This is a genomic window from Ornithinibacillus halotolerans, assembly GCF_014637405.1.
Lineage (GTDB): Bacteria > Bacillota > Bacilli > Bacillales > Amphibacillaceae > Ornithinibacillus > Ornithinibacillus halotolerans.
In genome coordinates, this window is record NZ_BMEY01000003.1 from 144,882 (window position 1) to 167,747 (window position 22,866).

The following is a 22,866-nucleotide window of genomic DNA, read 5'->3' on the forward strand; positions in this document are numbered from 1 at the left end:
CCATGATATGACCGGAAAACACAAATAATAAAAGTGTTTTCCGGGCGTATGTATGTTTAGTCATTCATGTGAATATATTTGGTGTAAGAAAGCAATACGAGGAGGTTTTTTAAATGAAACCTAGTAATCTAGTAGATATGCTTTACCAAACAGTCACAAAATACCCCGAAAAAGATGTCTACATGTGGAAAGAAAACGGCAAATACCAACATATGACTTTTCGAATGTTCTGGGAAAAGATTTATCATGCTGCTTCGGCTTTTAAAGCGCTAGGAATTGAACCAGGAGATAAAGTTGCAATCCTATCTAATAGTAATCCAAAGTGGGGGATAACGGACTTTTCGTTAGCCAGTATAGGAGCAGTTAGTGTTCCCGTATACCCAACCTTGCCAGCAGATCAAATTGCATACATTTTAGAGAACTCTGAAGCAAGAGCAATTGTAGTTGAAGACGAGGAACAGAGGCAAAAAGTTATCGATAGTGGTGTTCAGCTAGATTTTAAAGTAATTATGTATCCAGGGGAAGAATCTTCGGGGAATGATGTGTTAGCCTTTGAAAACTTCGAGCGAATTGGCAAGGAAAGTTTGTTATCCAATTGGGAAGATATATGGAGCAATGTGAAGAAAGAAGATTTAGTGACCATTATTTATACGTCAGGTACAACAGGAAAACCAAAAGGTACGATGCTGACACATGAGAATTTTCTAGCTAATATTCAATCGGTAAAATTTTGGTTTATTGAATTATTGCCTGAAGATCTTGCATTATCATATTTGCCTTTGTCCCACGTCTTTGAACGGATGGCAGGTCATTATACATTACTATCAATTGGTACAACTATTGCCTACGCAGAAAGTATTGAAACTATCCAAGAAAATTTAGTAGAAGTGAAACCGACAATTATAACAACCGTTCCACGATTATTAGAGAAAGTTTATGCAAAAGTGTTAGGAGAGATTAATGGCGGGTCTCCGGTGAAAAAGAAAATATTTAATTGGGCATTGGATATAGGAGCAGAACGGTATGATAATTATTTAAAAGCTTCCGTTCAAGATATCGCACTTGGAGATTTTATGTCAAAAAGCTTAGCAAGAAAGTGGAAATTAGCTGACAGACTTGTATATAAGAAAGTAAAAGAAAAACTAGGTGGACGATTAAGAGGCCTTGTATCAGGTGGTGGAACGCTAAATCCAGATATTGCACGATTTTTTTGGTCATTAGATATGCCTATTTTAGAAGGTTACGGATTAACAGAGACTGCACCCGTTATTACTTTAAACCCTATGGTTCGCTCAAAGGTAGGGACAGTTGGAAAAGTACTACCTAATTTAGAAGTGAAACTTGCGGAAGATGGAGAAGTGTTAGTAAAAGGCCCGAGTGTTATGAACGGATATTTTAAAAATGAGCAAGCAACAGCAGAAGCTTTTGAAGGAGACTGGTTTAAGACAGGAGATATAGGAGCGTGGGATGAGGAAGGATATTTAAAGATTATTGACCGAAAGAAACGTATTCTCGTATTATCTACTGGGAAAAATGTTGCACCCCAGCCGATTGAAAGCGCTATCAATGAAAGCCCATTTATTGAACAATCATTAGTAGTTGGGGATAATAAGAAATTTATTACTTGCCTCATTAATCCCGATTATGAAAATTTACTACCATGGGCAAAGAAAAATAATGTACAATCTGAAGATTTGGAAGAAATTTGCCGTTATAAAGTAGTTAGAGACTTATTGGAAAAAGAAGTTCTAACGCGAACCGATAAATTTGCAAACTATGAACAACCGAAAAAAATAGTAATTATTAGTGAGCCATGGACCATTGATGGAGGCGAATTAACACCAAAAATGTCTTTACGAATTAATGTCATCCAAGAAAAATATAAAGACTTAATTGAAAATATTTATGAAGAAGCAGAATCTGGTAATAAAGAAGTAGTGATAGGACAGTAGCTTATGTGAGTTGAACAAGTGGATAAACTATAATAAAAATAAGGAGCAATTAGCGGCTCCTTATTTTTATTACTCAATAATTCCTTCTCTCAATGCTCTTGCAACGGCTTCTGTCCGGTTGCTTGCTTCCATCTTTTGCATAATGGTAGATACGTAATCTCGTACAGTATATTCACTTAAATTTAAAAAACTAGCTGCCTCCAAAGTGGAATAACCTTCAGCCATTAATTGTAATACTTCCACTTCACGTTTGGAAAGATGGATTCGAACTTGATCCGACTTTTGTTTCGTTTCCTGTTCTGCCGAGAACTTAGCTAATATTTCCCCCGCACTTTGCCCAAACTTTATTAATGCAGAGAAGCTTTCTTGTCCGATTTTGAAGTATTTTCCTGGACCTTGATCCAGAATTGCTGCACCAAGTAATTTATTATTTGATGCTAAGAAAATAGGAGCTATTACGACAGAGCGCAAATTGAATTGCTTAATGTACTCACTAGGAAAACCAATTTCAGCATCTTTTAAATAAAGTGGCTGTAAATAATCCAAGCTTTGCCCGAATAACTCTAAAAAATGTAGGTTGTTTTGGATTATTGGCAGATTACTTATATCTTCTGTTATATTTTGTATTGCTTCGTTATCTAAGCGGTGACCAAATAAGCCAAAGCCCATTTGTTTATCGACAGAATAGGAAAATAATGCACATCGTTCAAATGGTAAATAATTGACGAAACCAGCAGTAATATTTTCAACTGCTTCTTGATAATTTCTAGAACGCATTACAGTTTCATTGAACATAATGACAGAGTCTTTCCACTCTTGATCTTGTTTCGTAAGTTGAAAAGATTCTTTTCCATTTTGAAATACTTGCAAAGCGTACGATACAAATGGCACGACATGATTACTTTCTTCCTTTCGTACACAAATTAATATAGTAATATCCTCATATGGGATTGGAAAGACAGTATACTTCCCCGCCTCTTCCATTTGATTTAGTAACAACTCGGACAACCCATAAATAGTACTTGCTTTGATAGGTTCATCACCGAATAATAAGTCCCCACTTAAATGATTAAACCATTTCTCAACAAGAAATTGGTGGTTTCTTTTTATTGCAATTGCAGTCCAAACAATCGGTAATTGATTGGAAGTAACTAAGTTTTGTAGAAAGGAATCAATTGCAAAATAATGTTGATACGGTTGTGTTAAAACTTCTTCACTTAATTTAATAAATACATATTGGATGGCTTGATGATCTTTATAGGAGAAATCATTTTCAGCTTGAATTACTTTGTGGACGGCATTTTCTAGTAACGTAATGATGAATTTATTCGTTTGAATTGATAGTGTTACTTCAGTAGAAGCTGCTTGTTTTGTAGTGTGGAATAAGCGGTTTGCCAAATAGTGAACAGTATCATCTATGTTTTTTTGAGATCGTTCTCGGGATACTTGTAAACGTGCTGTTACAGTATGCCATTCTTTTAATATAGCTTCCTCATGTTTGGAAATTAGTTGTATTCCTTTTTCATATATGTTGTTCATCTGTTCTTGAATAGTATAGGACATGACAATCACTCCTTTAATAAAAACTTATTATTTATCATTTTATAATTAAAAAAAGTAAGAATAGGATAGGAAAATATGTATCGTATAATATTTGCTTATTATATATATTACGATATAAATCCTAATTTTAAAGGGTTATCCATTGAAATTTACTAATATTATGAAAAATGAGGTATTTTGTACTATAAAAACAACCATAAAAGCCTATATTCGTAGGGTACTAAACTTGGAGACTCTGACTTACAATATGATTAATACGAGATGTAGCTATTTTTTTTACTTATTATGAAAGCGTTATCAACAAGGGGGTGTCTGTATTTCTGGTAACGCAAAAGGAAAGGAATTTGTTCCACAAAATACCTTCATTGAGGTGATGAAATTGAAAGAGAACGAAAAGATTATAGTAGGAAAAACAATGAAGAAAAAGTTTCTTATTGCGTTGCTAACTGGGTTTCTTGCATTTGGTAGTTTAATAGCTGCGTTTGGATTTTCAGGAACGGCATTTGCACTACCGCTTGGTGGAATTGGAGATTTTTATGTTGAGTTTGACGAATTAAATGGGACTAATTTTCAACTTTTACCACATGTAGGTGAAACAGGAAACTCAGATGCAGAACCAATGGTGCGAAATAAAATGGATGAAGTAGTCATTACAAATTTGCATATTTATAAAGATCTTGAATTACCTGGAATTGGTTGGGTTCGATTCCATGTTCGCTCAACTGGACCAACTAATATTACAGGACTCATACATGATGCTCGTTTAATTGAAGCAGATTTGAGTTTTAATAACTTAGAAATAGAAGAAAAGAACACCTCAGAATTCTCCCAAAACTGGTCGCAAAATGCTGCAACAATTAAAATTAAAGATGCAAAAATTGTTACTGACTACTTGTTCCAAACGGTCGTAAGTCTTGATGGTGCAAAAATCTCAGCGGAAAGAATAGATGGCCCAGATATGACGACATTTCCTGGAAATGGGAAATAACCCGAGCAAATAGGAAAGGTGATTCTAATGAATAGAAAGGAAAGAAAAGAACGTAAAAGACAAATGAAGCAAGAAAGAAAATTTGAAAAAGTAGTTGAAGGAAATTCCTTCAAACAGTGGAGAAGCCGACGTCCTTTTTGGGGAGCAACATTGACTATTTTAGCAGGATTGATGATTTTATATATCCCATTACACTTATACGCTATAGCATTTATTCCAGGTAGTCTTGTATTTGTTGGGTTTATTTTTGGCGGACTTGTACTTATCATCGGAATTTGTGAATACTTCTATCCACAACTTTCAACCTTCTTTGGAATTGCAACGATCTTTTTATCTGTTTTATCTATTATGGGAGCTCTTGGAGGATTTTTAATTGGGACAATATTAGGCATTGTCGCTGGAGCATTAAATATTGCATGGGATAAGGAAGAAATCGATTTAGATACGTGGAAGCGGAATAAACAACAAGAGAAGATAGAACAGGTCAATCAAGCAGTCTAAAAGGAGAGATTGGTAGACGAGGGGAATAATCAATGAAATTAAAACGAAAAAGAAGAATTCCATTAATCTTAATTGTGATATTAGTTGTTGCCACGCTTGTTGCACCGATTAATCACATATTTGCAAGTAATCCTCAACATCCGTCTGGTAATAGTGGGGGTTTTATTATTGAAACTACTAAGGTTGATGGAACAATGGATTTTCTCGGTGCTTTAACAGGCAATATTACAATATATGAAGGGATGATTCATGGTTTAACAATAACAAAAGTAATTGAAAGAGGAAATGGTCTTGAACCACTTGTCGTGCGAATTACTTCACCTGGACCAATTCCAGTTAAAAATTTGAATGCCCAAACAATAAATAATGAGTTACCTAATATTGGCGGTCTATGTAAACCTAGTAAACTCGGTAATATATGTATGGAAAATGTTGTCATGAATGTAGAAGAACAGGTAGTCGAAAGCATCTCTCTTGTAAATGCCAATATTCACACATGTTATTTAAGTGAATGTGGTTCATTACCAAACTATAATCCGCTGATTAGTATCGAGCAGCTAGAAGAACTATTTAATGATGGAGAAAATAGTGAGGAAGAATTACAGAAAATCATTGATTTAATAAAAGAGCAGGAGGATTTATCTGAACAATTAGAAGGTCTATTAGATAAAGCAACAGTTATTGTAGAGGAGTTACTGAACGAAGAATATGTAAGCGGGTTATATGAAGAGATTACTAAATTAGAAGAGTCACTGTTAAGTGAACTTGGATTAGACCAAATACTCCCTGATTTTGAATCTGTCTTGTTAGCAATTGAAAATATATCGACACAACTTATCGCTGTTATTGAATTATTAGATACAGGTAGTGCTCTTATCGATGAAATCGATGCAAATATTTCTAGTATTGAAAGAAAGTTCGCAGAATATGAAGAAGCGCTGGAAGATAAGGAACAGTTAATGAATCAATTTGGTGCGTATGCCCAATTAATGGAACTTGCTGAATTACAAAAAGCTGGTAGTCCTATTGAATATTCAGTAGAAAATAACGATCAAGAAGAGGAGGAAAAAGAGGAAGTACTATCCAATTTACAAGTTAGAATGTTGGATTTAATTAATAAAATTGATAACCAGAAAAATGAGCATAATAATTTGCTTACCAAAGTTGAAGAATTGAAACAGGAAGAAGACACTCTTCAAAAAGAGTCAAACGGATTAAAGGAACTATTGGAAGAACTTGGACTTGGTAATGAAAAAGGCGATGATGGAGATGTTGAAAATGTTTTAAAACCGGTCGAGGACATTGGATTAGATCCTATTATAGAACCTGTAAAGGATAATGTTTTAGATCCAGTAAAAGAAAAAGTGCTCGATCCAGTTCTTGATCCAGTCCAGGAAAATATTCTTGACCCGGTAACAGAAGATGTATTGGATCCTGTTATTGACCCGATAAAAGAGAACATCCTTGATCCAATAGAAGAAAATGTACTCAGCCCCATTTTAGATCCGATAACAGGAAAATTAATCGATCCTGTTACTGGGAAAGTGATTGATTTGATAGTAGATCCCGTAAATGAAAAGCTAATTGACCCAATTACAGAAAAGGTAATTATACCAATACTTAATCCTTTAACAGGAAAACTAATAAATCCGCTTACGGGTGAAGTTATCAAACACGTGTATAATGAAGAAACAGGAAAATTACTCGATCCCTATAAAGATAGCTTTTTAAAGAAACTAATTAAGAAACTATTAAATCCATTCGGATAATAATAAAATGCTCCCTTTCCATTGGGGAGCATTTTATCTTTTATTCCATGATGTTTTTAAAGGCTGTTTCTATATTGGTAGTTGGTTGCTTACAAGTAAAGTTCTGACAAACATAGATAGTAGTTTTGTTTTCCAACTTTTTATAGTTCTTGGCAAAGGGTGCAATTTGACTGAACTCAGTAGGATCTTTACCGATAAGGAATACGGTGTTTGGCAGAAACTTGTCTTGAAGCAATGATCTTAATTGTTTCCAACTGTTGTCCTCTTCATATAATACAACCACTTCTTTTGTCGGGTTCTCGGATAGTAACAGACTCTGCATAAAGAATGCTCCTGCAGATGGTTGTCTTTTTATATCTTCAAAAAAGGTAAAGTACATTTCTTCTACTTTCTCTAAAAACATTGTCTCACCAGTTAAAGAAGCATATTGGATAAGCATTAGTGAGGCAACACTATTCCCTGATGGTGTTGCACCGTCGTATATTTCTTTATCATTCGATATGAGTTTTTCATTCTCTTTACCACTGAAGAAGAAGCCACCGTTTTCTTCATCCGAGAATGAATGAATCATTTCATTTAATAAAGCCTTTCCTTTTTCTAAATAATCTAAGGTAAAGGTACTTTGATATAACTCTAAATAAGCCCAGCTTAGGAAAGCATAATCATCCAAATATGCGTTAAAGTTTGCCTCCCCATCACGGTATCTGGCCATTAATTTTCCATTTGTAAAAAGATTGGATTCAATAAATGCTATAGCTTTCTCTGCCATCATAATATAATTTTTATTTTGAAAAACGTTACCAGCTTTTGCTAAACTGGCAATCATCATCGCATTCCATGAAGTAAGAATCTTGTCATCCACATGTGGGTAAACTCGTTTTTCGCGCTCTACAAGTAATTTCTTACGGCCGGTTTCCAGCTGTCTTTCTAAGTCTTCAGTAGTTAGTCCAAACTCTTCTGCAACACTTTCTAAATTCGCTCGTATTAAATTCGGTATATTTTTTCCTTCAAAGTTACCATATGGCGTGATACCGTATGCTGTTGTATAGATTTCCCCCAAGTCCTCACCAAGGATGTCATAAATTTCTTCATCTTCCCAAACATAATACTTTCCTTCAACACCTTCAGAGTCTGCATCGATGGCAGAATAAAAAGCACCTTCCGAATTCATCATTTCTCTTTCAATAAAGACAATAATTTGTTCGGCAATTCGTTTATAAAAGGTTTTCTTCGTTATTTGATAACATTCTGTATATACTATTAAAAGTAGGGCATTATCGTATAGCATTTTCTCGAAATGCGGGACAAGCCATTTTTCATCGGTGGAATATCTGGCAAAACCATAGCCAACATGATCCCAAATTCCACCTGCAGCCATATTTTGTAACGTGCTTTCTACCATCTTTAGAGCAGCTATTTTCCCAGTAGAATGGTAGTACTTGAGGAGGAACATTAGATTTTGCGGCTGTGGGAACTTTGGTGCTTTTCCAAAACCACCATATGTAAAATCAAACCCTCTTCCTAGCTGTTGAAATGCTTGGTCAGTGATTTCCTTGGATAACCGATGCTTGCTTTTTTCGCGGACCGTACTGTCTAATGCATTCATGACACTTTCTGTGACGTCAGTTATATGTTCTGGGTCCTTGGTATATTTTATATGTAGTTGTTCTAATACTTCTATTATCCCGGGTCTTCCATATTTACTTTCTTTCGGAAAATATGTGCCTGCATAAAAAGGTACTTTATCCGGAGTCATGAAAATACTAAGTGGCCATCCTCCATGCCCAGCCATCATCTGGCATACTTTCATATAAATAGAGTCAATATCTGGACGCTCTTCTCGATCCACTTTTATAGAAATATAATGTTCGTTTAAAATAAGGGCTACTTCTTCATCTTCAAATGATTCATGAGCCATCACGTGACACCAGTGGCAAGTGGAGTAGCCGATAGAAAGGAAGATAGGTTTGTTTTCTCTACGAGCTACTATAAATGCTTCTTCTCCCCATGGGTACCAATTAACGGGATTATGGGCATGCTGGAGCAAATAGGGTGATTTTTCACCGATTAATCTATTGGGTTTCTTATTTGTAGGCATCTAAGTACCTCCTAAACTATTTTATTAAATTTAGTTTACCCTATTTGATAAGTCAGAAACGAGCAATTCATTTTGTTTCCTCTATAGTGGCTATAATTATTTAATTGAAAGGAATGGAAATGATGAATGACATAGCTGAAGAATTAGTAAAACTTTTAGAAGATTTAAATAGAAAAGAACGTAAGCTTGATGAAATTTCAAACACCTTACAAGGCATTGATGACGAAATCGGGAGTGGTCCAGGATATCTGTACGAGCCAATTATCGAACTGGAATTAATTATTGTCAAGATGCTTGGTGGAACAAGAAAAAATCTTTCTGCTTTTAGGGAACTTGATGATAGAAATCCATTATATCTTTTAGAAGAAGGGAATATTACTAGGCAAGAGTTTTTAAAGCAAATTAAAAGGGGTATTGAATCAGATTTGACGCCTGATGCGGTGTTAAGTGATGATTTTTCCTACGAAGATTAGTATAAAAATAATAGAAAAGCACTTGATGAGTGTCTTTTTTTATTTTATGCCCAGCCAAAATTTATAGTCTTATTATTAATTTCATGGATTACAACTCATTTACATAGTTTTTACACATAATTGTAATTGCTTACGACTATGAGTCAAGTATCCCTGTCATATCAACCAATGGAGATATTAACTGTGTGTAATAATACAGAGATTTAAAAAGTGATGGAGTTTACATTAAGATTCAGTTTGGTACAATAGTCAATACGTTGAACAAAAAGGAGAATGATGATGAGTAAAAAGTGGTTATTAAGCATATCTGTCGTAATGCTTATATTCATTATGGCTGCATGTAGTGATAATGATTCTGCAGATGGAGAAAACTCGAATACGAATGATGCTAATAATGGAGAAGTGGGGGAACAAACTGAAGCACCTAAACCGGATTTAGAAAACATTCCTGATGTCGTTGCTGAAGTTAATGGTGAAGAAATATCAAAGGAAGAGTTCGAATCCGTTTATCAAACTCAATTCCAACAAGTTATGATGCAAGCACAGTTTACTGGTCAAGAGGTTGATCAAGACCAATTAAAAGGGCAAATTATTGATGCTCTAATTGGACAGAAACTAGTTCTTCAAGAAGCAGATAATAGAGGACTTGAGGCTTCAGAGGAAGCTGTAAATGAAACAATTGACAGTCTTGTTACTCAAAATGGATTTGAAACCCAAGATGAATTATTTGATGCCTTTAAAGTACAAGCTGGCATGGAGAAAGAAGAAGTTTTAGCAGAAATTGAAATGCAAGTAAAGGTAGAGAAGCTAATTGCAAGTGAGTCTGGTGATGCTGAGCCAACGAAAGAAGAGTTACAAGAAGTATACGATACGTATGTTGCTCAATTAGAACAAGTGAGTAAAGAAGATGAAGAAGTGGAAATTCCTTCATTTGAAGAAATGGAAGCCGATCTTATCAATCATGTAAAATCACAAAAAGAATCAGAAACATATCAAAAACTTGTTGAGAAACTTCAAGAGGACGCAGATATAACTAAAAATCTTTAAAGAAGAAACTAGGTCTGAATAGGACCTAGTTTTTTTGTGTTCAGCTTACTCAATACATTAAGTTAAATAAGTATGGAGTTTAAAAACACGAATAGTAAATTGAGAGAGGCTCTAATAGGGAGAAAAAACCTTCTGCAAACAAGAAACCTATATAGAAGTTCAAATTTTAATTTACTGTATATAGACCTATTATAATAGGTAGGTGCAACGATCAGTGATAGCATGTAGATTCTCGAGGTTGTGTTTATAAGAAAAAGATATGACAGAGAGCGTTACATTGTCTCATCGTCATATCCTAATTTTTGTGCCATTTTATTAAATGAGGTGCTTACCTGTTGGAAAGATTCATTCACTTTTTGTTTATCCACTATTTTCGAGAAATCGACATCAACACCTGTAAAATTATCTCCAAATACTGCTAAGTTGTTAAGAAATTCTTGAACTTCCTCTAATTGACCAATAGCAGCATCCATATATGTATATACCCGAAAAGAGTGTTCATTTGCACGGAACTTTTCATATAAGACTTTTCGTTCATTATTTTTCTTATGTGCCAGACGTTTCAGATTTTGCATACTAATAACTGTATTTTTTCCTTGTTTAGCTAGTGTTTCTGACGTGTTTGTATAGTCCATTCTTCTCAACCTTTCTCTTAAGATGTAAAAAAACAGAGCGCCATATCCACATTATATCATATAGAAATTATAGTAGAGGTGATATTGCTTTACTTGAGCTCTCTTGTCTTCCATAAGGGGATTTTTAGTATACTAAAGGTAGAGTTTTTAGTTTTGTAAAAAAAAAGTTGAGAATATTTTTAAAATGGAACGATGTATATAGTGTAAGGGCCTTTACAGAAAAGGAGTTATGGTGATGAAAATTACAAGTGATAATTTTATCAAGCAATTTAAAAAGAAAAAAGAGGCAGCACTTGAATATGTAATTGATACTTATATCGGTGTTGTAAAAGCAGTAATATATAACAACATCAACATAAAGAAAGATACCCATCTAATTGAAGAATGCATTAGTGATACCTTTCTCGGTGCTTTTGATAATGCGAGACAATTCAAAGGGGATAGTGAAGATTTTAAGAAGTGGCTTTGTACAATTGCCAAGTATAAAGCCATTGATATGCAACGGAAAATAGCTCGTTCTCCTTTGACAACGGAAATGGATGAAGCAACCCATGCTGTAAAGTCAGCAGAAGAAGAGTTCTTTACAAGGGAGAATACAATTGAATTACTTAATATGATGAGTGAGCTGGAGCAGATGGACCGTGATATTTTTACGATGAAGTACTTTTTAAATATGCAAAATCAAGAAATTGCTGATTCCCTCGGTATAACCAAGGCAGCTGTCGATAATCGCCTTTACCGTGGAAAGAAGCGGTTGCGTAAATTCAGTTTGGGAGGAAGTATCCATGAGAAAACTGTATAAGCAGTTTAATAGATCACCTATCGACGAAAATATAGAACCGATGTATGTTAGTGAAATGGAAAAAGAACGTATTAAACAGCGTGTGATGAAACAGAAGAAAAAACAAGTACCAAGATTGTTGTCTGTGGCAGTAGTAAGCACAGTCACTTTGATCATTCTATGTTTTGCAATGAGTGTAGCAAATCCAGCTTTTGCTGCAAACATCCCGTTAATTGGAAATATATTTAATCTATTTCAGGATAATGAAGAGGAATATATTTTTGAACATTACGAGGAGTATGCAAGTCCAGTAGATAGTTCCTATGAAAGCAACGGGGTGAACGTAACGATAACTGATGTCGTTTATGATAAAGAAAATATCACATTAGCATTTACGATTGAGAGTGAGCATGATCTAGGAGATGAGTTACGTACAGATCATGAATGGGGATTAAAAACACGGACTGAAAATAATCTTCTCTTAGATTATGACGGTAGTACTGGTGGTTTTGAACAAATTAAGAAGGTGGGGGAAAATAAATATGCTGGTATTTACCAAGTATACTTAAAAGCAAGGAAACATCCTGATGAACTGATTGTCGATTGGAAATGGAATGAAATAGGAAGCCTAGATGAAAGTGTTCCATATCCTAAATTCAAAACCTCTGTTAAAGGAAATTGGAAATTTAACTTAGAGTTAGCGGCCATTGAAAGCAAACAACAAAAGTATGAAAATATCGTATGGAATGATGAAGGATTGGAAGTTACATTAAATAAAATTGCAACAACACCAATAGCTACTAGCTTTTATTTCAGACAAAAAGTAACGAGGGTGTATATGGATGAATATGGTGATGCTGTTATTGATTATGAAGTAATAGATGACTTAGGGAATGAATATACAATGGTTTGGAATGGTTATGGATCAAATAATGAGTTTGTACATTCTACTCGCTCTATTACTACCAAGCTTGATGAAAATGCTTCTTCGTTAACGATTACGCCAGTTGTTCGATTTTTTAAAGCGGAGGAGAAGGAACCTGGAGCAACATTTAGTGAACTTTATGTTTCTAAGGGGCCATTTAAGTTAGAGTCTCAAGTCGTTCCGTTAAATAAAAAATAATACTGATAATCATATCCCCGAATTACTTATATATCGGGGATATGTTTTATAGCTCCTTTAATCTCTGCTGGGCTTGTTGATCTCCTTTTAAAGCTGCTCGCTTATACCAATATTTCGCCTGTTTCATGTTTACTCCAGTCCCAATTCCATTCTCATAACATTGACCGAGATTAAATTCACCATAAGAATCCCCAAGATCTGCAGCCATTTGATACCAAGAAATAGCTTCCTCGCCATCCCCTTTTTCAACGGCTTCATGACCAAGTCGGTTTGCAGCAAAAACATCTCCAGCCAATGCGGATTGTACAAACCACTTTCTTGATACTTCTAAATCCATTTTTGTTCCGACTCCATTTGCATACATATAGCCAAGTGTATACATCGCTTCAGGGACTCCTTTATCCGCTGCTAATCTAAATAGCTCCAATGCTCTTTTTTCATCTTTTTCCACATATTCTCCGCGCAAGTACATATCTGCATAGTTATTCATTGCATCCCCATGGCCTAATTCCGCAGCTTTCTTATAGTACATATACGTTTTTTCAAGATTATGTTCCACAACTTCACCAACAAAATAATAATTACCAAGCCAATACAGCGCATCTGCCTTTTCCCCTGCAGCAGCCATTTGGAACCACTCGAAAGCCCAATCATCTCTGGAAATGGATTTATAAAAATGGGCGAGTTCTAATTGTTTATCTAAGTTCCCATTCATCGCTTCAGCGTATAGGGAAACTACTTCTTCTAATTCCTGATCATCTAAATAGATTAGAGATAGTTCCTCAGATGGATTAAGTCCTTCCTCCAAAATGCTGCATAAATCTCGGATAATAATATGTCTAACTTCATCTTTAAATTCAGTAAGACTGACTAATTGATGATGCAAAATATCCAAATCATCCCGAATATTTTTTAGGTAAGAAGAGCAGTCTTTTAATATAGATGCAACATCATCTAATAAAGTGTCCGTTGACTGTATTTTACGTAGTAGTGTTGAAGTTTCTTGAAGTCCTATTTTTTCTAGCTTTGTATTCAGATTTTCATGTTTCATAATATTGTACCTTTCATAAACCAATCATTTTTGAAGATTATCTCATAATTATCTAAAGTTAGCATGTAAAGTGAAGAACTTGAAATATTTAATTAATATTACAAATATTACCTATAGCTCATTATATGATTCCTATTGTTATTACTAGTGAATCGTTTACATAAAAACCTTTCATTATCTTACCATTTTTTAGAACAGTTCTACTTCTTTAAATACCCTTTACGTGAGTAGATATTTTTCATAAAATGTTTAAGTCAACTCCTTGAGAGTTTTCAGTTTATTTCCGAAATTTAAAAACATCAGGAGGCTATTAAATCATGAATAAACATGATAAGGATGCCATATTAAAAACAATTCCACAGAAAGGTTTTTTCGGACATCCAAAAGGGTTATCAACCTTATTCTTTACTGAGTTCTGGGAACGTTTTTCCTATTATGGAATGCGTGCCATTCTCTTATTCTATATGTACTATGAAGTAAGTGACGGCGGACTTGGTATTGATCAAACAACAGCAAATTCTATTATGGCGATTTATGGATCGCTTGTTTATATGTCTGGTATTATTGGTGGTTGGATTGCTGACCGTATATTAGGTACTGCTCGGACTGTGTTCCACGGTGGAGTTCTCATTATGATTGGTCACATCATTTTAGCATTACCATTTGGCGCTCCAGGATTATTTACTTCCATGTTCTTTATTATTATCGGTACGGGGCTATTAAAGCCAAACGTTGGAGGTATGGTTGGGGATCTTTACAGCATGAAAGACCCTCGTCGTGATTCTGGTTTCAGCATTTACTACATGGGTATTAACATGGGTGCTTTCATTGCTCCTTATATCGTTGGTACGTTAGGGGAAGGAGTTAGCTTCCACTTAGGATTTGGTGTAGCAGCAATTGGTATGGCAATTGGTCTTATTGTATTTGTTGTAACACGTAATAAATTCTTAGGATTAGCTGGTACAATTGTTCCGAATCCATTAACAAAACCAGAAAAATCTCGTATGATAAAAATCATTTTAGTTGTATTAATTGTACTAGGGATTATCGGTTGGTTAGGCATTACAGGCGGATGGTTAACAGTAGAACGTGTCATCTTCTCCATTAGTATTTTAGGTATTATTATTCCGACTGCTTACTTTATCTTCATGTACCGCAGTCCTAAAACAACTAAAGTCGAGAAATCTCGTCTACTTGCTTATATTCCATTATTTGTTGCTGCTATGGTTTTCTGGGCTATCGCTGAGCAACAATCAAGTATCTTAGCAACATTTGCTAATGAACGTACAAACTTAAACTTTATGGGATTTGAACTGAAAGCATCATGGTTCCAATCACTTAACCCATTATTTATTATTTTGTTTGCTCCTTTATTTGCAGGTCTATGGACGAAATTAGGGGACAAGCAACCATCTGTATCACAAAAATTCTCAGGTGGACTAGTCTTTGCAGGTCTTGCATTTATCGTGATGATGCTTCCAGCATATCTAAATGGTGGTGCTGGTACGTTAGTAAGTCCATTATGGTTAGTATTATGTTTCTTCTTAATCGTTATGGGAGAATTACTAATTTCTCCAGTAGGATTATCTGCTTCAACTAAATTAGCACCAGCTGCATTCGCAGCACAAATGATGAGTTTATGGAATCTATCCAACTCATCTGCACAAGCAATCAACGCACAAGTTGTCCGTTTCTACACACCAGAAACAGAGATTGCTTACTTTGGTATTATAGGTGGAGTAGCAATCGTACTAGGAATTTTATTATTCATCTTCTCACCAAAATTAAAAGAGTTTATGCAAGGCTTGAACTAAGCTAATGCTGGAGCTGACTCATGGATCTGTATTTATCAGATTTGTGGGTCAGCTTTTTTTATTGGAAATGCTATTCTCAAGTTGATTTTGGAATAAAAAGTGGATGAAATGAAGTTGATATAGCGTCTCAAGTTGATTTTGAAATAAAAAGTGCATGAAATGAAGTTGATAGAGCGTCTCGAGTTGATTTTGGAGTAAAAAGAGTATGAAATGAAGTTGAAAGAGCATCTCGAGTTGATTTTGTAATAAAAAGTGCATGAAATGAAGTTGAAAAAGCATCTCAAGTTGATTTTGTAATTAAAAGTGCATGAAATGAAGTTGAGAGAGCATCTCGAGTTGATTTTGGAATGGAAAGTGCATGAAATAGAGTTGATAAAGCATCGAGATGATTTGAGAATAAAAAGTGGATGAAATGAAGTTGAGAGAGCATCTCAAGTTGATTTTGGAATGGAAAGTGCATGAAATGAAGTTGATAGAGCGTCTCGAGTTGATTTTGGAGTAAAAAGAGTATGAAATGAAGTTGATATTACTTCTTCACGAGCAAAAATTCATAGTATGATAAGTAGGAGACTAATTTCGATTAGGAGAGAAGCATATGCAACCAACAACGAAATATGAAAAGACCTATCCGATTGAACTGAGTGATGTAGATTTTAAAAAGGAATTAAAACTTAGTGCTTTATTTAATTATTTTCAAGATATAGCTAATCTAGCAGCAGAAAATTTAGGTGTAGGAATTAATGATCTATTAGAGAAGTATGGCGTTGCTTTTGTGTTAATGCGAATTCGAGTGGATGTAATCAGAACTCCACAATTAGGAGAAGAACTCCAAATTGAAACATGGCCACTGCAACCAGGAAAACTAGAATTTGAACGTGATTTTATTGTCAGAGATAGTAGTGGTAATATTATTGCGCGTGCTGTATCCGTTTGGGTCATCATGGATTTGAAAAAACGCCGATTAAAACGGAGTGATGCCATTAATTTAACCTATCCAGAATTAATAGAAGAGAAAGCAATTGATGTGGAATTAAAAAAGTTAAAGGCAGCAGAAAATATAGAGATAGCTTACTATAAAAAAATTGGCTATAGTGATATTGATTTTAATGGTCATTTAAATAATTCACGCTATGTGGATTATATAATGGACTGTTTTCAACTAGAAGAGATAAAACAGTACAATACAAAATCCATTGAAGTTAACTATTTAAACGAAGCACTACCTGGAGATACTTTAGTTCTCAAGAAAAGTATCGATAGTAACCTAGTGTTTGTTGAAGGATATCGAGAAGCTGATCACAAAGTAGTTTTTCGTGCGAAAGTGAATATTGAGAGAAAAATAAAAAGGAATAGGAGCGGCAACTAGCCAGTCCTATTCCTTTTTCAAAAAAACACTTACCTTTTTACAACTCAAACACACGATACCCCAGTGGTTGAACAGTTACAGTAGAGTCAGTAACAAATTCTTTCTTAGTTCCATTATCTATTTCCCATTCTTTCTGAGGAGTATTTGCAAACACATTGCTCGGTACTTCAATCTCTTCTTCACTATTATTGATAATAAATAGTAAACGTTTATCGGCATTGAATTTCTCATAAACTACATAATCTTTTTCATTATCTACATGAATAAATTTAAAATTAGAATGGTTACCAAAGACGGGCTCTGTTTTACGCCAATGTAATAATGTTTTTACATAGTTAAATAACTCTCTATCCTGCTTATCTTCATTCCATTCCATACAAGCTCGACAACCTGGATCCTGGCCACCTGCCATTCCAATTTCATCCCCATAATAAATACAAGGTGAGCCGATAAAGCTTAATTGGAATAGATATAGTAGTTTGACCCGATCCTGATTGCCATTAGCTAATGTTAAAATACGTGGCGTATCATGGCTATCTAATAAGTTGAACGCAACTTCGTTTACATTTTTAGGGTACATATGGAGTACCTTCGTAATTGAATCAGCAAATTCCTGTGCAGGAATACTCTTCTTTGCAAGGAAATCAATGGCACTATTCGTAAACGGATAATTCATCACCGCATCAAATTGATCTCCTAATAACCAAGGCATCGAATCATGCCAAATTTCCCCTAATATATATGCATCTGGTTTAACACTCTTTACAACCCTTCGAAAGTCTCTCCAAAATGCATGGTCTACTTCATTGGCAACATCTAAACGCCAACCGTCGATATCAAATTCTTCAATCCAATACCGTGCAACATCTAATAAATATTGTTTTACTTCCGGGTTTTCTGTGTTTAATTTCGGCATCGATGATACAAACCCAAACGCATCATAATTTGGCTTTGGTTCTGTTTCAACAGGGAAATCCCAAAGGTGGAACCAATCTTTATAATTAGAGTTTTCTTGGTTCTTAAGAACATCTTGAAAAGCCGGGAAATAAAACCCACTATGATTAAAAACTGCATCTAACATCACACGAATTCCACGCTTATGACATTCTTGGACTAACCGACGAAATGTTTCTTTATCTCCGAATTGTGGGTCAATCTCCATATAATCGATGGTGTCGTATTTATGATTTGAATAAGCCTTAAAAATAGGAGTAAAGTAGATTCCACCAATCCCTAATTCTGTGAGATGATCTAAATGATCGATGACTCCTTGAAAGTCTCCACCAAAGAAGTTGGAAGGTGTAGGATCGGTACTTCCCCATGGGAGAGTTCCTTCAGGATTAATGGAAGGGTCCCCATTTCCAAATCGTTCTGGGAAGATTTGATACCAGACAACATCTTTTACCCAGTCAGGTGCATTAAATACATCAATTGAATTCAAATATGGAAAGCAGAAGTAGTTCGAAATCTCTGAAGGCGGAGTTTGGAAAATTCCACCTTCTGTGTAGTATAACGTTTGCACAGAATCAGAACATTCAAATGCATAACGCATCCGGTGAAATTCTGGATTCACTGCAATTGTCCAATAATCATAGAGGGAAGTTGAGCCAGATTTAGTCATTAATTTGTTCTCAGTTTGCCATTTTTCATCTACCCAATCATATGGATCTCCATAGATTAGGGAAACAGATGTTACATCGTCTTTCTTTGTTTGTAACATAATGTGGAGTGTGTCTTTATCATATGCGTAAGCATAGTTATTAGTTGGTCTATGGAAAATAGCCTCTTTTATCATCTTCATTCTCCTTTAGCATAAAGTAAACCCCGTCTACAAAAAGTAAACGGGGTTGTTGTATAGAAACAAAGCATTGCCCTTTATTTATACTTTAAATTTACTGTAAGCGTTTTATAAAGTCAACATTAAAAAACACTTCATACAGGGAAAGAGAAAAGAGGTGTCAAATGAATAAAAATTAAAATAATCTATGAAAACGATTGCACAAATTTTGAAAAAGAGGTACAATCTGATTGTAAGGTTGCGCAAACGTTTTCACAAAAACGATGAAAACTAGCAAACTAAATTTAGGGGCAATTAGGTAATCCTTACAAGATAGGTAGATTCATCGTATTACAAAAAAACAAGTTTAGTTAGTTACTAACTAAAACGAAAGAGGGGGAAAGAAATGAAATTTAATTGGAAAAAGCTTATCTTTATTGCAATGCTAGGTAGCTTACTTGTTTTAGCAGCATGTGGTGGCGATAATAACAACAATGACGGAAAGTCTAGTGATGGTGGCGATAAAGCTGCTGGTACATTAGAAATTGGTGTAGAAGCTGGATACATTGACTATGTTAAATCAATCGTCCCTAAGTTTGAAGAAGAAACTGGTATTAAAGTAACTGTTACAGAAAGAGATTTATTTGAATCACTTGAAGCACTTCCATTAGATGGACCAGCTGGAATTGCTCCAGACGTGCTAATTGCTCCATATGATAGAGTTGGAAACTTAGGTCAACAAGGACATCTTGCTGAGTATACATTCCCAGATGATGGGCGTTATGATGACTTAGACAAACAACAAGTAACAATTGATGGTAAAACATATGGTGCGCCATTTGTAATTGAAGCTCTAATTCTTTATTACAATAAAGATTTAATTGATCAAGCTCCAGAAACTTTTGCTGATTTAGAAGCATTAGCTGAAGATGATCGTTTTGCATTTACTTCAGAACAAGGAAGAACTACAGCATTCCTTGCAAACTGGTTAGATTTCTATAGCACGTACGGATTACTTTCTGCTTATGGTGGATATGTATTCGGCGAGAATGGTTCAGACCCATCTGATGTTGGTCTAAACACGGAAGGTGCTATCGAAGGTATTGAATATGCGACTGAATGGTTTAATAGATGGCCACAAGGGATGCTAGATGCTACAACTGCAGGTAACTTCATTAACGAACAGTTTACGACAGGTAAAGCTGCTGCAATTATCGGAGGCCCATGGTCTGCATCAGACTTTAATGCATCTGGTATAAATTACGGTGTTTCTATGATTCCTTCATTACCAAATGGTGAAGAGTACCAACCATTTGCTGGTGGTAAAGCGTGGATCGCAAGTAATTATGCGAAAGATAAAGAAGCTGCACAAAAATGGTTAGACTTTGTAACAAACGAAGAAAATCAACAAAAGCTTTATGAAGATAAAGGGGAAGTTCCTGCTAACCAAGCGACACGTGTTGTAGTTTCAGAAGCAGGAGATGAATTAACTGCTGCTGTTATTAACCAATATAACGAAGCAATTCCTATGCCTAGCATTCCTGAAATGGCAGAAGTATGGACAGGTGCTGAAACACTAATGTTCGATGCTGCTTCTGGAAATAAAACAGCAGAAGAATCTGCAAATGACGCAGTGGAAGTTATTACAGAAAATATCTCTCAAAAATACTAAGAGGTAAGTTGAACTTTGGCAGAGATACATTCTCTGCCTCAGTTTCTTTATTAAGGGAGTGAGTACAGTGGAATATGTAGAAACAGGCAAAAAACGGATAAGAACAGCAATATTACTCTCTATTATTCCAGGTTTAGGCCAAATCTATAATAAGCAGCTATTCAAAGGAATTGCATTTCTTATTATTTTTGCTTTGTTTATTATTGAAATGTTTAATTTTGGTATTGGAGCATTAAATGGTTTAATTACACTTGGAAGTACCCCTGGTGCAGACCATTCATTATTTATTCTTATTGAAGGTTCCTTGCAACTACTAATTCTTCTATTATTTATACTTTTTTACGTGATTAATTTGAATGATGCTAGAAAAGTTGCTAGATTATGGGCGGAAGGTAAAAAAGTAAATACCTCATTAAAATCCGTTCTACTCAATATGGTTGATCGTGGTTTTCCATATTTATTTACGATTCCAGCATATGTAGCTATGCTGTTTGCTATCGTTTTTCCTGTATTAGTAACAATCTTTATTGCTTTTACTAATTACGATTTTTATCATATACCACCTGCAAAGTTAATTGACTGGGTAGGATTTGAGAACTTTAGTAATATATTCTTTTTAAGTTCTTACCGTGATACATTCTTTGCTGTATTTGGCTGGACAGTGATTTGGACATTAGCAGCTACAACACTTCAAATTGTAATAGGTATTTTTACTGCTATTGTATTAAACCAAAAATTCATTAAGTTTAAGCGTGTATTTGGTATTATCTTTCTTTTACCATGGGCAGTACCTGCATTCATTACGATTATGAGTTTTTCTAATATGTTTAATGATAGTATTGGTGCCATTAATACTCAGGTAATCCCGTTAATAGATGCACTAATACCATTCGTTGAATTACAGAGTCTTCCTTGGAAGACAGACCCATTCTTTACGAAAATTGCTATTATCTTAATACAAGGTTGGTTAGGATTTCCGTTTATATATGTACTTGTTTCCGGTATTCTCCAATCCATACCAGAAGAGCAGTATGAAGCAGCTCGTATTGACGGTGCTGGAGTAATTCAACGCTTCAAACATATTACGATGCCTGCGATTTTCACGATTGCAGCACCAATCTTTATTACACAATATACAGGTAACTTCAATAATTTCTCGATGATTTATTTATTTAATGAAGGTGGACCGGGAAGTATTGGAGCTGGAGCAGGTTCAACGGATATTTTAATCTCATGGATCTATAAATTAACAACAGGGACATCGCCACAGTATTCCATTGCATCTGCTGTGACACTATTCATTTCCTTGTTCGTAATTATGATTTCATTAATTGTCTTTAAGAAAACGAAAGCCTTTGAAATGGAGGATTAAAGATGGCTAATATGTTGAAATCTCAAAAAACCTCCCGAATAATTAGTAAATTTTTTACGTATTTTTATTTAATCTTGTTAGCTGTAATTATCATTTATCCATTATTGATAACTGCAAGCTCTGCTTTTAAAGCGGGTAACGTAACAGCATTTAATCTAAACTTTGATGCCGAGTGGACGTTAGCTAACTTTTCCAGACTATTTACGGAAACACTTTACGGTAGCTGGTATATGAACACATTAATCATTGCACTTGTTACGATGGTTGTTCAAGTAACTGTTATTACATTAGCAGGGTATACGTACAGTAGATATCGTTTTGTCGGAAGAAAGAAAAGCTTAATGTTCTTCTTAATTATTCAAATGGTACCAACAACAGCTGCTTTAACTGCATTCTATGTAATGGCACTACTACTTGGAGCATTAGATCAAAGTTGGTTCTTAATGTTCTTATATATCGGTGGAGGTATCCCGATGAATACGTGGTTAATGAAAGGATACTTCGATACGATTCCGTATGATTTAGATGAATCAGCAAAACTGGATGGTGCTGGACATTTCCGTATCTTTGCTCAGATTGTACTACCATTAGTAAAACCGATGATCGCTGTACAATCTTTATGGGCATTTATGACACCATTTGGAGAATATATGTTAGCGAAGTTCTTACTACGTACACCGGAAAATTATACCGTTGCAATTGGTCTGCAAACCTTTATTAATAATCCGCAAAACCAAAAAGTTGCTTTATTTGCGGCAGGTGCGATATTAATTGCGATACCGATTACAATCTTATTCTTTATGTTGCAAAAACATTTTGTTGCTGGACTAACATCTGGTGGTACAAAAGGGTAACACATATATAATAAATTATCTCATAAGAAA

The 22,866-nt window shown here is 34.9% G+C and carries 18 protein-coding genes; 13 read left to right on the forward strand and 5 right to left on the reverse strand.

What is annotated here, in order from left to right; all coding sequences use genetic code 11:
- Nucleotides 1-113 precede the first annotated feature (113 nt).
- Complete coding sequence (locus IEV35_RS03900) at nt 114-1,952, forward strand: AMP-dependent synthetase/ligase (protein WP_188383394.1); 1,839 nt, start codon at nt 114-116, stop codon at nt 1,950-1,952.
- A gap of 69 nt (nt 1,953-2,021) precedes the next feature.
- Here the strand turns inward: IEV35_RS03900 and IEV35_RS03905 are convergent, their stop codons facing one another.
- Complete coding sequence (locus tag IEV35_RS03905; RefSeq protein WP_188383395.1) at nt 2,022-3,515, reverse strand: response regulator transcription factor; 1,494 nt, start codon at nt 3,513-3,515, stop codon at nt 2,022-2,024.
- A gap of 373 nt (nt 3,516-3,888) precedes the next feature.
- Here IEV35_RS03905 and IEV35_RS03910 point away from each other — a divergent pair, with 373 nt between their 5' ends.
- From IEV35_RS03910 to IEV35_RS03920, 3 genes are read left to right on the forward strand one after another with little or no spacing between them, the layout of a single operon-like run.
- Nucleotides 3,889-4,503, forward strand: coding sequence for a DUF6230 family protein (locus tag IEV35_RS03910; RefSeq protein ID WP_188383396.1), 615 nt, complete (start codon nt 3,889-3,891; stop codon nt 4,501-4,503).
- A gap of 27 nt (nt 4,504-4,530) precedes the next feature.
- Nucleotides 4,531-5,004, forward strand: a complete 474-nt coding sequence (locus IEV35_RS03915) for a DUF6114 domain-containing protein (RefSeq protein WP_188383397.1) — start codon at nt 4,531-4,533, stop codon at nt 5,002-5,004.
- Nucleotides 5,005-5,036: 32 nt separating this feature from the next.
- The gene (locus IEV35_RS03920; protein ID WP_188383398.1) at nt 5,037-6,773 is read left to right on the forward strand and encodes a hypothetical protein; all 1,737 of its coding nucleotides are present in this window, start codon (nt 5,037-5,039) and stop codon (nt 6,771-6,773) included.
- Between the two features lie 40 nt (nt 6,774-6,813).
- Here the strand turns inward: IEV35_RS03920 and IEV35_RS03925 are convergent, their stop codons facing one another.
- The gene (locus IEV35_RS03925) at nt 6,814-8,871 is read right to left on the reverse strand and encodes a thioredoxin domain-containing protein (protein WP_188383399.1); all 2,058 of its coding nucleotides are present in this window, start codon (nt 8,869-8,871) and stop codon (nt 6,814-6,816) included.
- Between the two features lie 119 nt (nt 8,872-8,990).
- On the opposite strand from IEV35_RS03925, the gene IEV35_RS03930 reads away from it, so the two are divergent.
- A complete protein-coding gene (locus IEV35_RS03930) occupies nt 8,991-9,344 on the forward strand; it encodes an SNARE domain-containing protein (protein WP_229740636.1) in 354 nt (117 codons plus the stop codon).
- A 279-nt stretch (nt 9,345-9,623) separates the two neighbouring features.
- Nucleotides 9,624-10,391: a SurA N-terminal domain-containing protein gene (locus IEV35_RS03935; RefSeq protein ID WP_188383401.1), complete on the forward strand. Its 768-nt coding sequence runs from the start codon at nt 9,624-9,626 to the stop codon at nt 10,389-10,391.
- 272 nt (nt 10,392-10,663) lie between these two features.
- Here IEV35_RS03935 and IEV35_RS03940 read toward each other — a convergent pair whose 3' ends face one another.
- Nucleotides 10,664-11,026: a hypothetical protein gene (locus IEV35_RS03940; protein WP_188383402.1), complete on the reverse strand. Its 363-nt coding sequence runs from the start codon at nt 11,024-11,026 to the stop codon at nt 10,664-10,666.
- 235 nt (nt 11,027-11,261) lie between these two features.
- Between IEV35_RS03940 and IEV35_RS03945 the strand changes: the two genes are divergently transcribed.
- Entirely contained in the window at nt 11,262-11,828 is a 567-nt protein-coding gene (locus IEV35_RS03945) for a sigma-70 family RNA polymerase sigma factor (protein ID WP_188383403.1), read from the forward strand.
- Nucleotides 11,812-12,930: a DUF4179 domain-containing protein gene (locus IEV35_RS03950; protein WP_188383404.1), complete on the forward strand. Its 1,119-nt coding sequence runs from the start codon at nt 11,812-11,814 to the stop codon at nt 12,928-12,930. The genes IEV35_RS03945 and IEV35_RS03950 overlap by 17 nt, the downstream gene beginning before the upstream one ends.
- A gap of 46 nt (nt 12,931-12,976) precedes the next feature.
- On the opposite strand, the gene IEV35_RS03955 is transcribed toward IEV35_RS03950, so the two are convergent.
- Nucleotides 12,977-13,981, reverse strand: a complete 1,005-nt coding sequence (locus IEV35_RS03955; RefSeq protein ID WP_188383405.1) for a tetratricopeptide repeat protein — start codon at nt 13,979-13,981, stop codon at nt 12,977-12,979.
- Between the two features lie 317 nt (nt 13,982-14,298).
- On the opposite strand from IEV35_RS03955, the gene IEV35_RS03960 reads away from it, so the two are divergent.
- On the forward strand, nt 14,299-15,795 hold the full coding sequence (locus IEV35_RS03960; RefSeq protein WP_188383406.1) for a peptide MFS transporter: 1,497 nt from the start codon (nt 14,299-14,301) through the stop codon (nt 15,793-15,795).
- Between the two features lie 595 nt (nt 15,796-16,390).
- Nucleotides 16,391-17,161 carry an acyl-[acyl-carrier-protein] thioesterase gene (locus tag IEV35_RS03965; RefSeq protein WP_188383407.1) on the forward strand — a complete coding sequence of 257 codons (771 nt, stop codon included), beginning with the start codon at nt 16,391-16,393 and terminating at the stop codon, nt 17,159-17,161.
- Nucleotides 17,162-17,198: 37 nt separating this feature from the next.
- On the opposite strand, the gene IEV35_RS03970 is transcribed toward IEV35_RS03965, so the two are convergent.
- Nucleotides 17,199-18,956, reverse strand: coding sequence for a glycoside hydrolase family 13 protein (locus tag IEV35_RS03970; protein WP_188383408.1), 1,758 nt, complete (start codon nt 18,954-18,956; stop codon nt 17,199-17,201).
- Nucleotides 18,957-19,344: 388 nt separating this feature from the next.
- On the opposite strand from IEV35_RS03970, the gene IEV35_RS03975 reads away from it, so the two are divergent.
- The 3 genes from IEV35_RS03975 (at nt 19,345) to IEV35_RS03985 (ending at nt 22,836) form a co-directional block, all read left to right on the forward strand.
- The gene (locus IEV35_RS03975; RefSeq protein WP_188383409.1) at nt 19,345-20,610 is read left to right on the forward strand and encodes an extracellular solute-binding protein; all 1,266 of its coding nucleotides are present in this window, start codon (nt 19,345-19,347) and stop codon (nt 20,608-20,610) included.
- Between the two features lie 67 nt (nt 20,611-20,677).
- Entirely contained in the window at nt 20,678-21,982 is a 1,305-nt protein-coding gene (locus tag IEV35_RS03980; protein WP_188383410.1) for a sugar ABC transporter permease, read from the forward strand.
- Between the two features lie 2 nt (nt 21,983-21,984).
- A complete protein-coding gene (locus IEV35_RS03985) occupies nt 21,985-22,836 on the forward strand; it encodes a sugar ABC transporter permease (RefSeq protein ID WP_188383411.1) in 852 nt (283 codons plus the stop codon).
- The last annotated feature ends 30 nt before the right edge of the window (nt 22,837-22,866 follow it).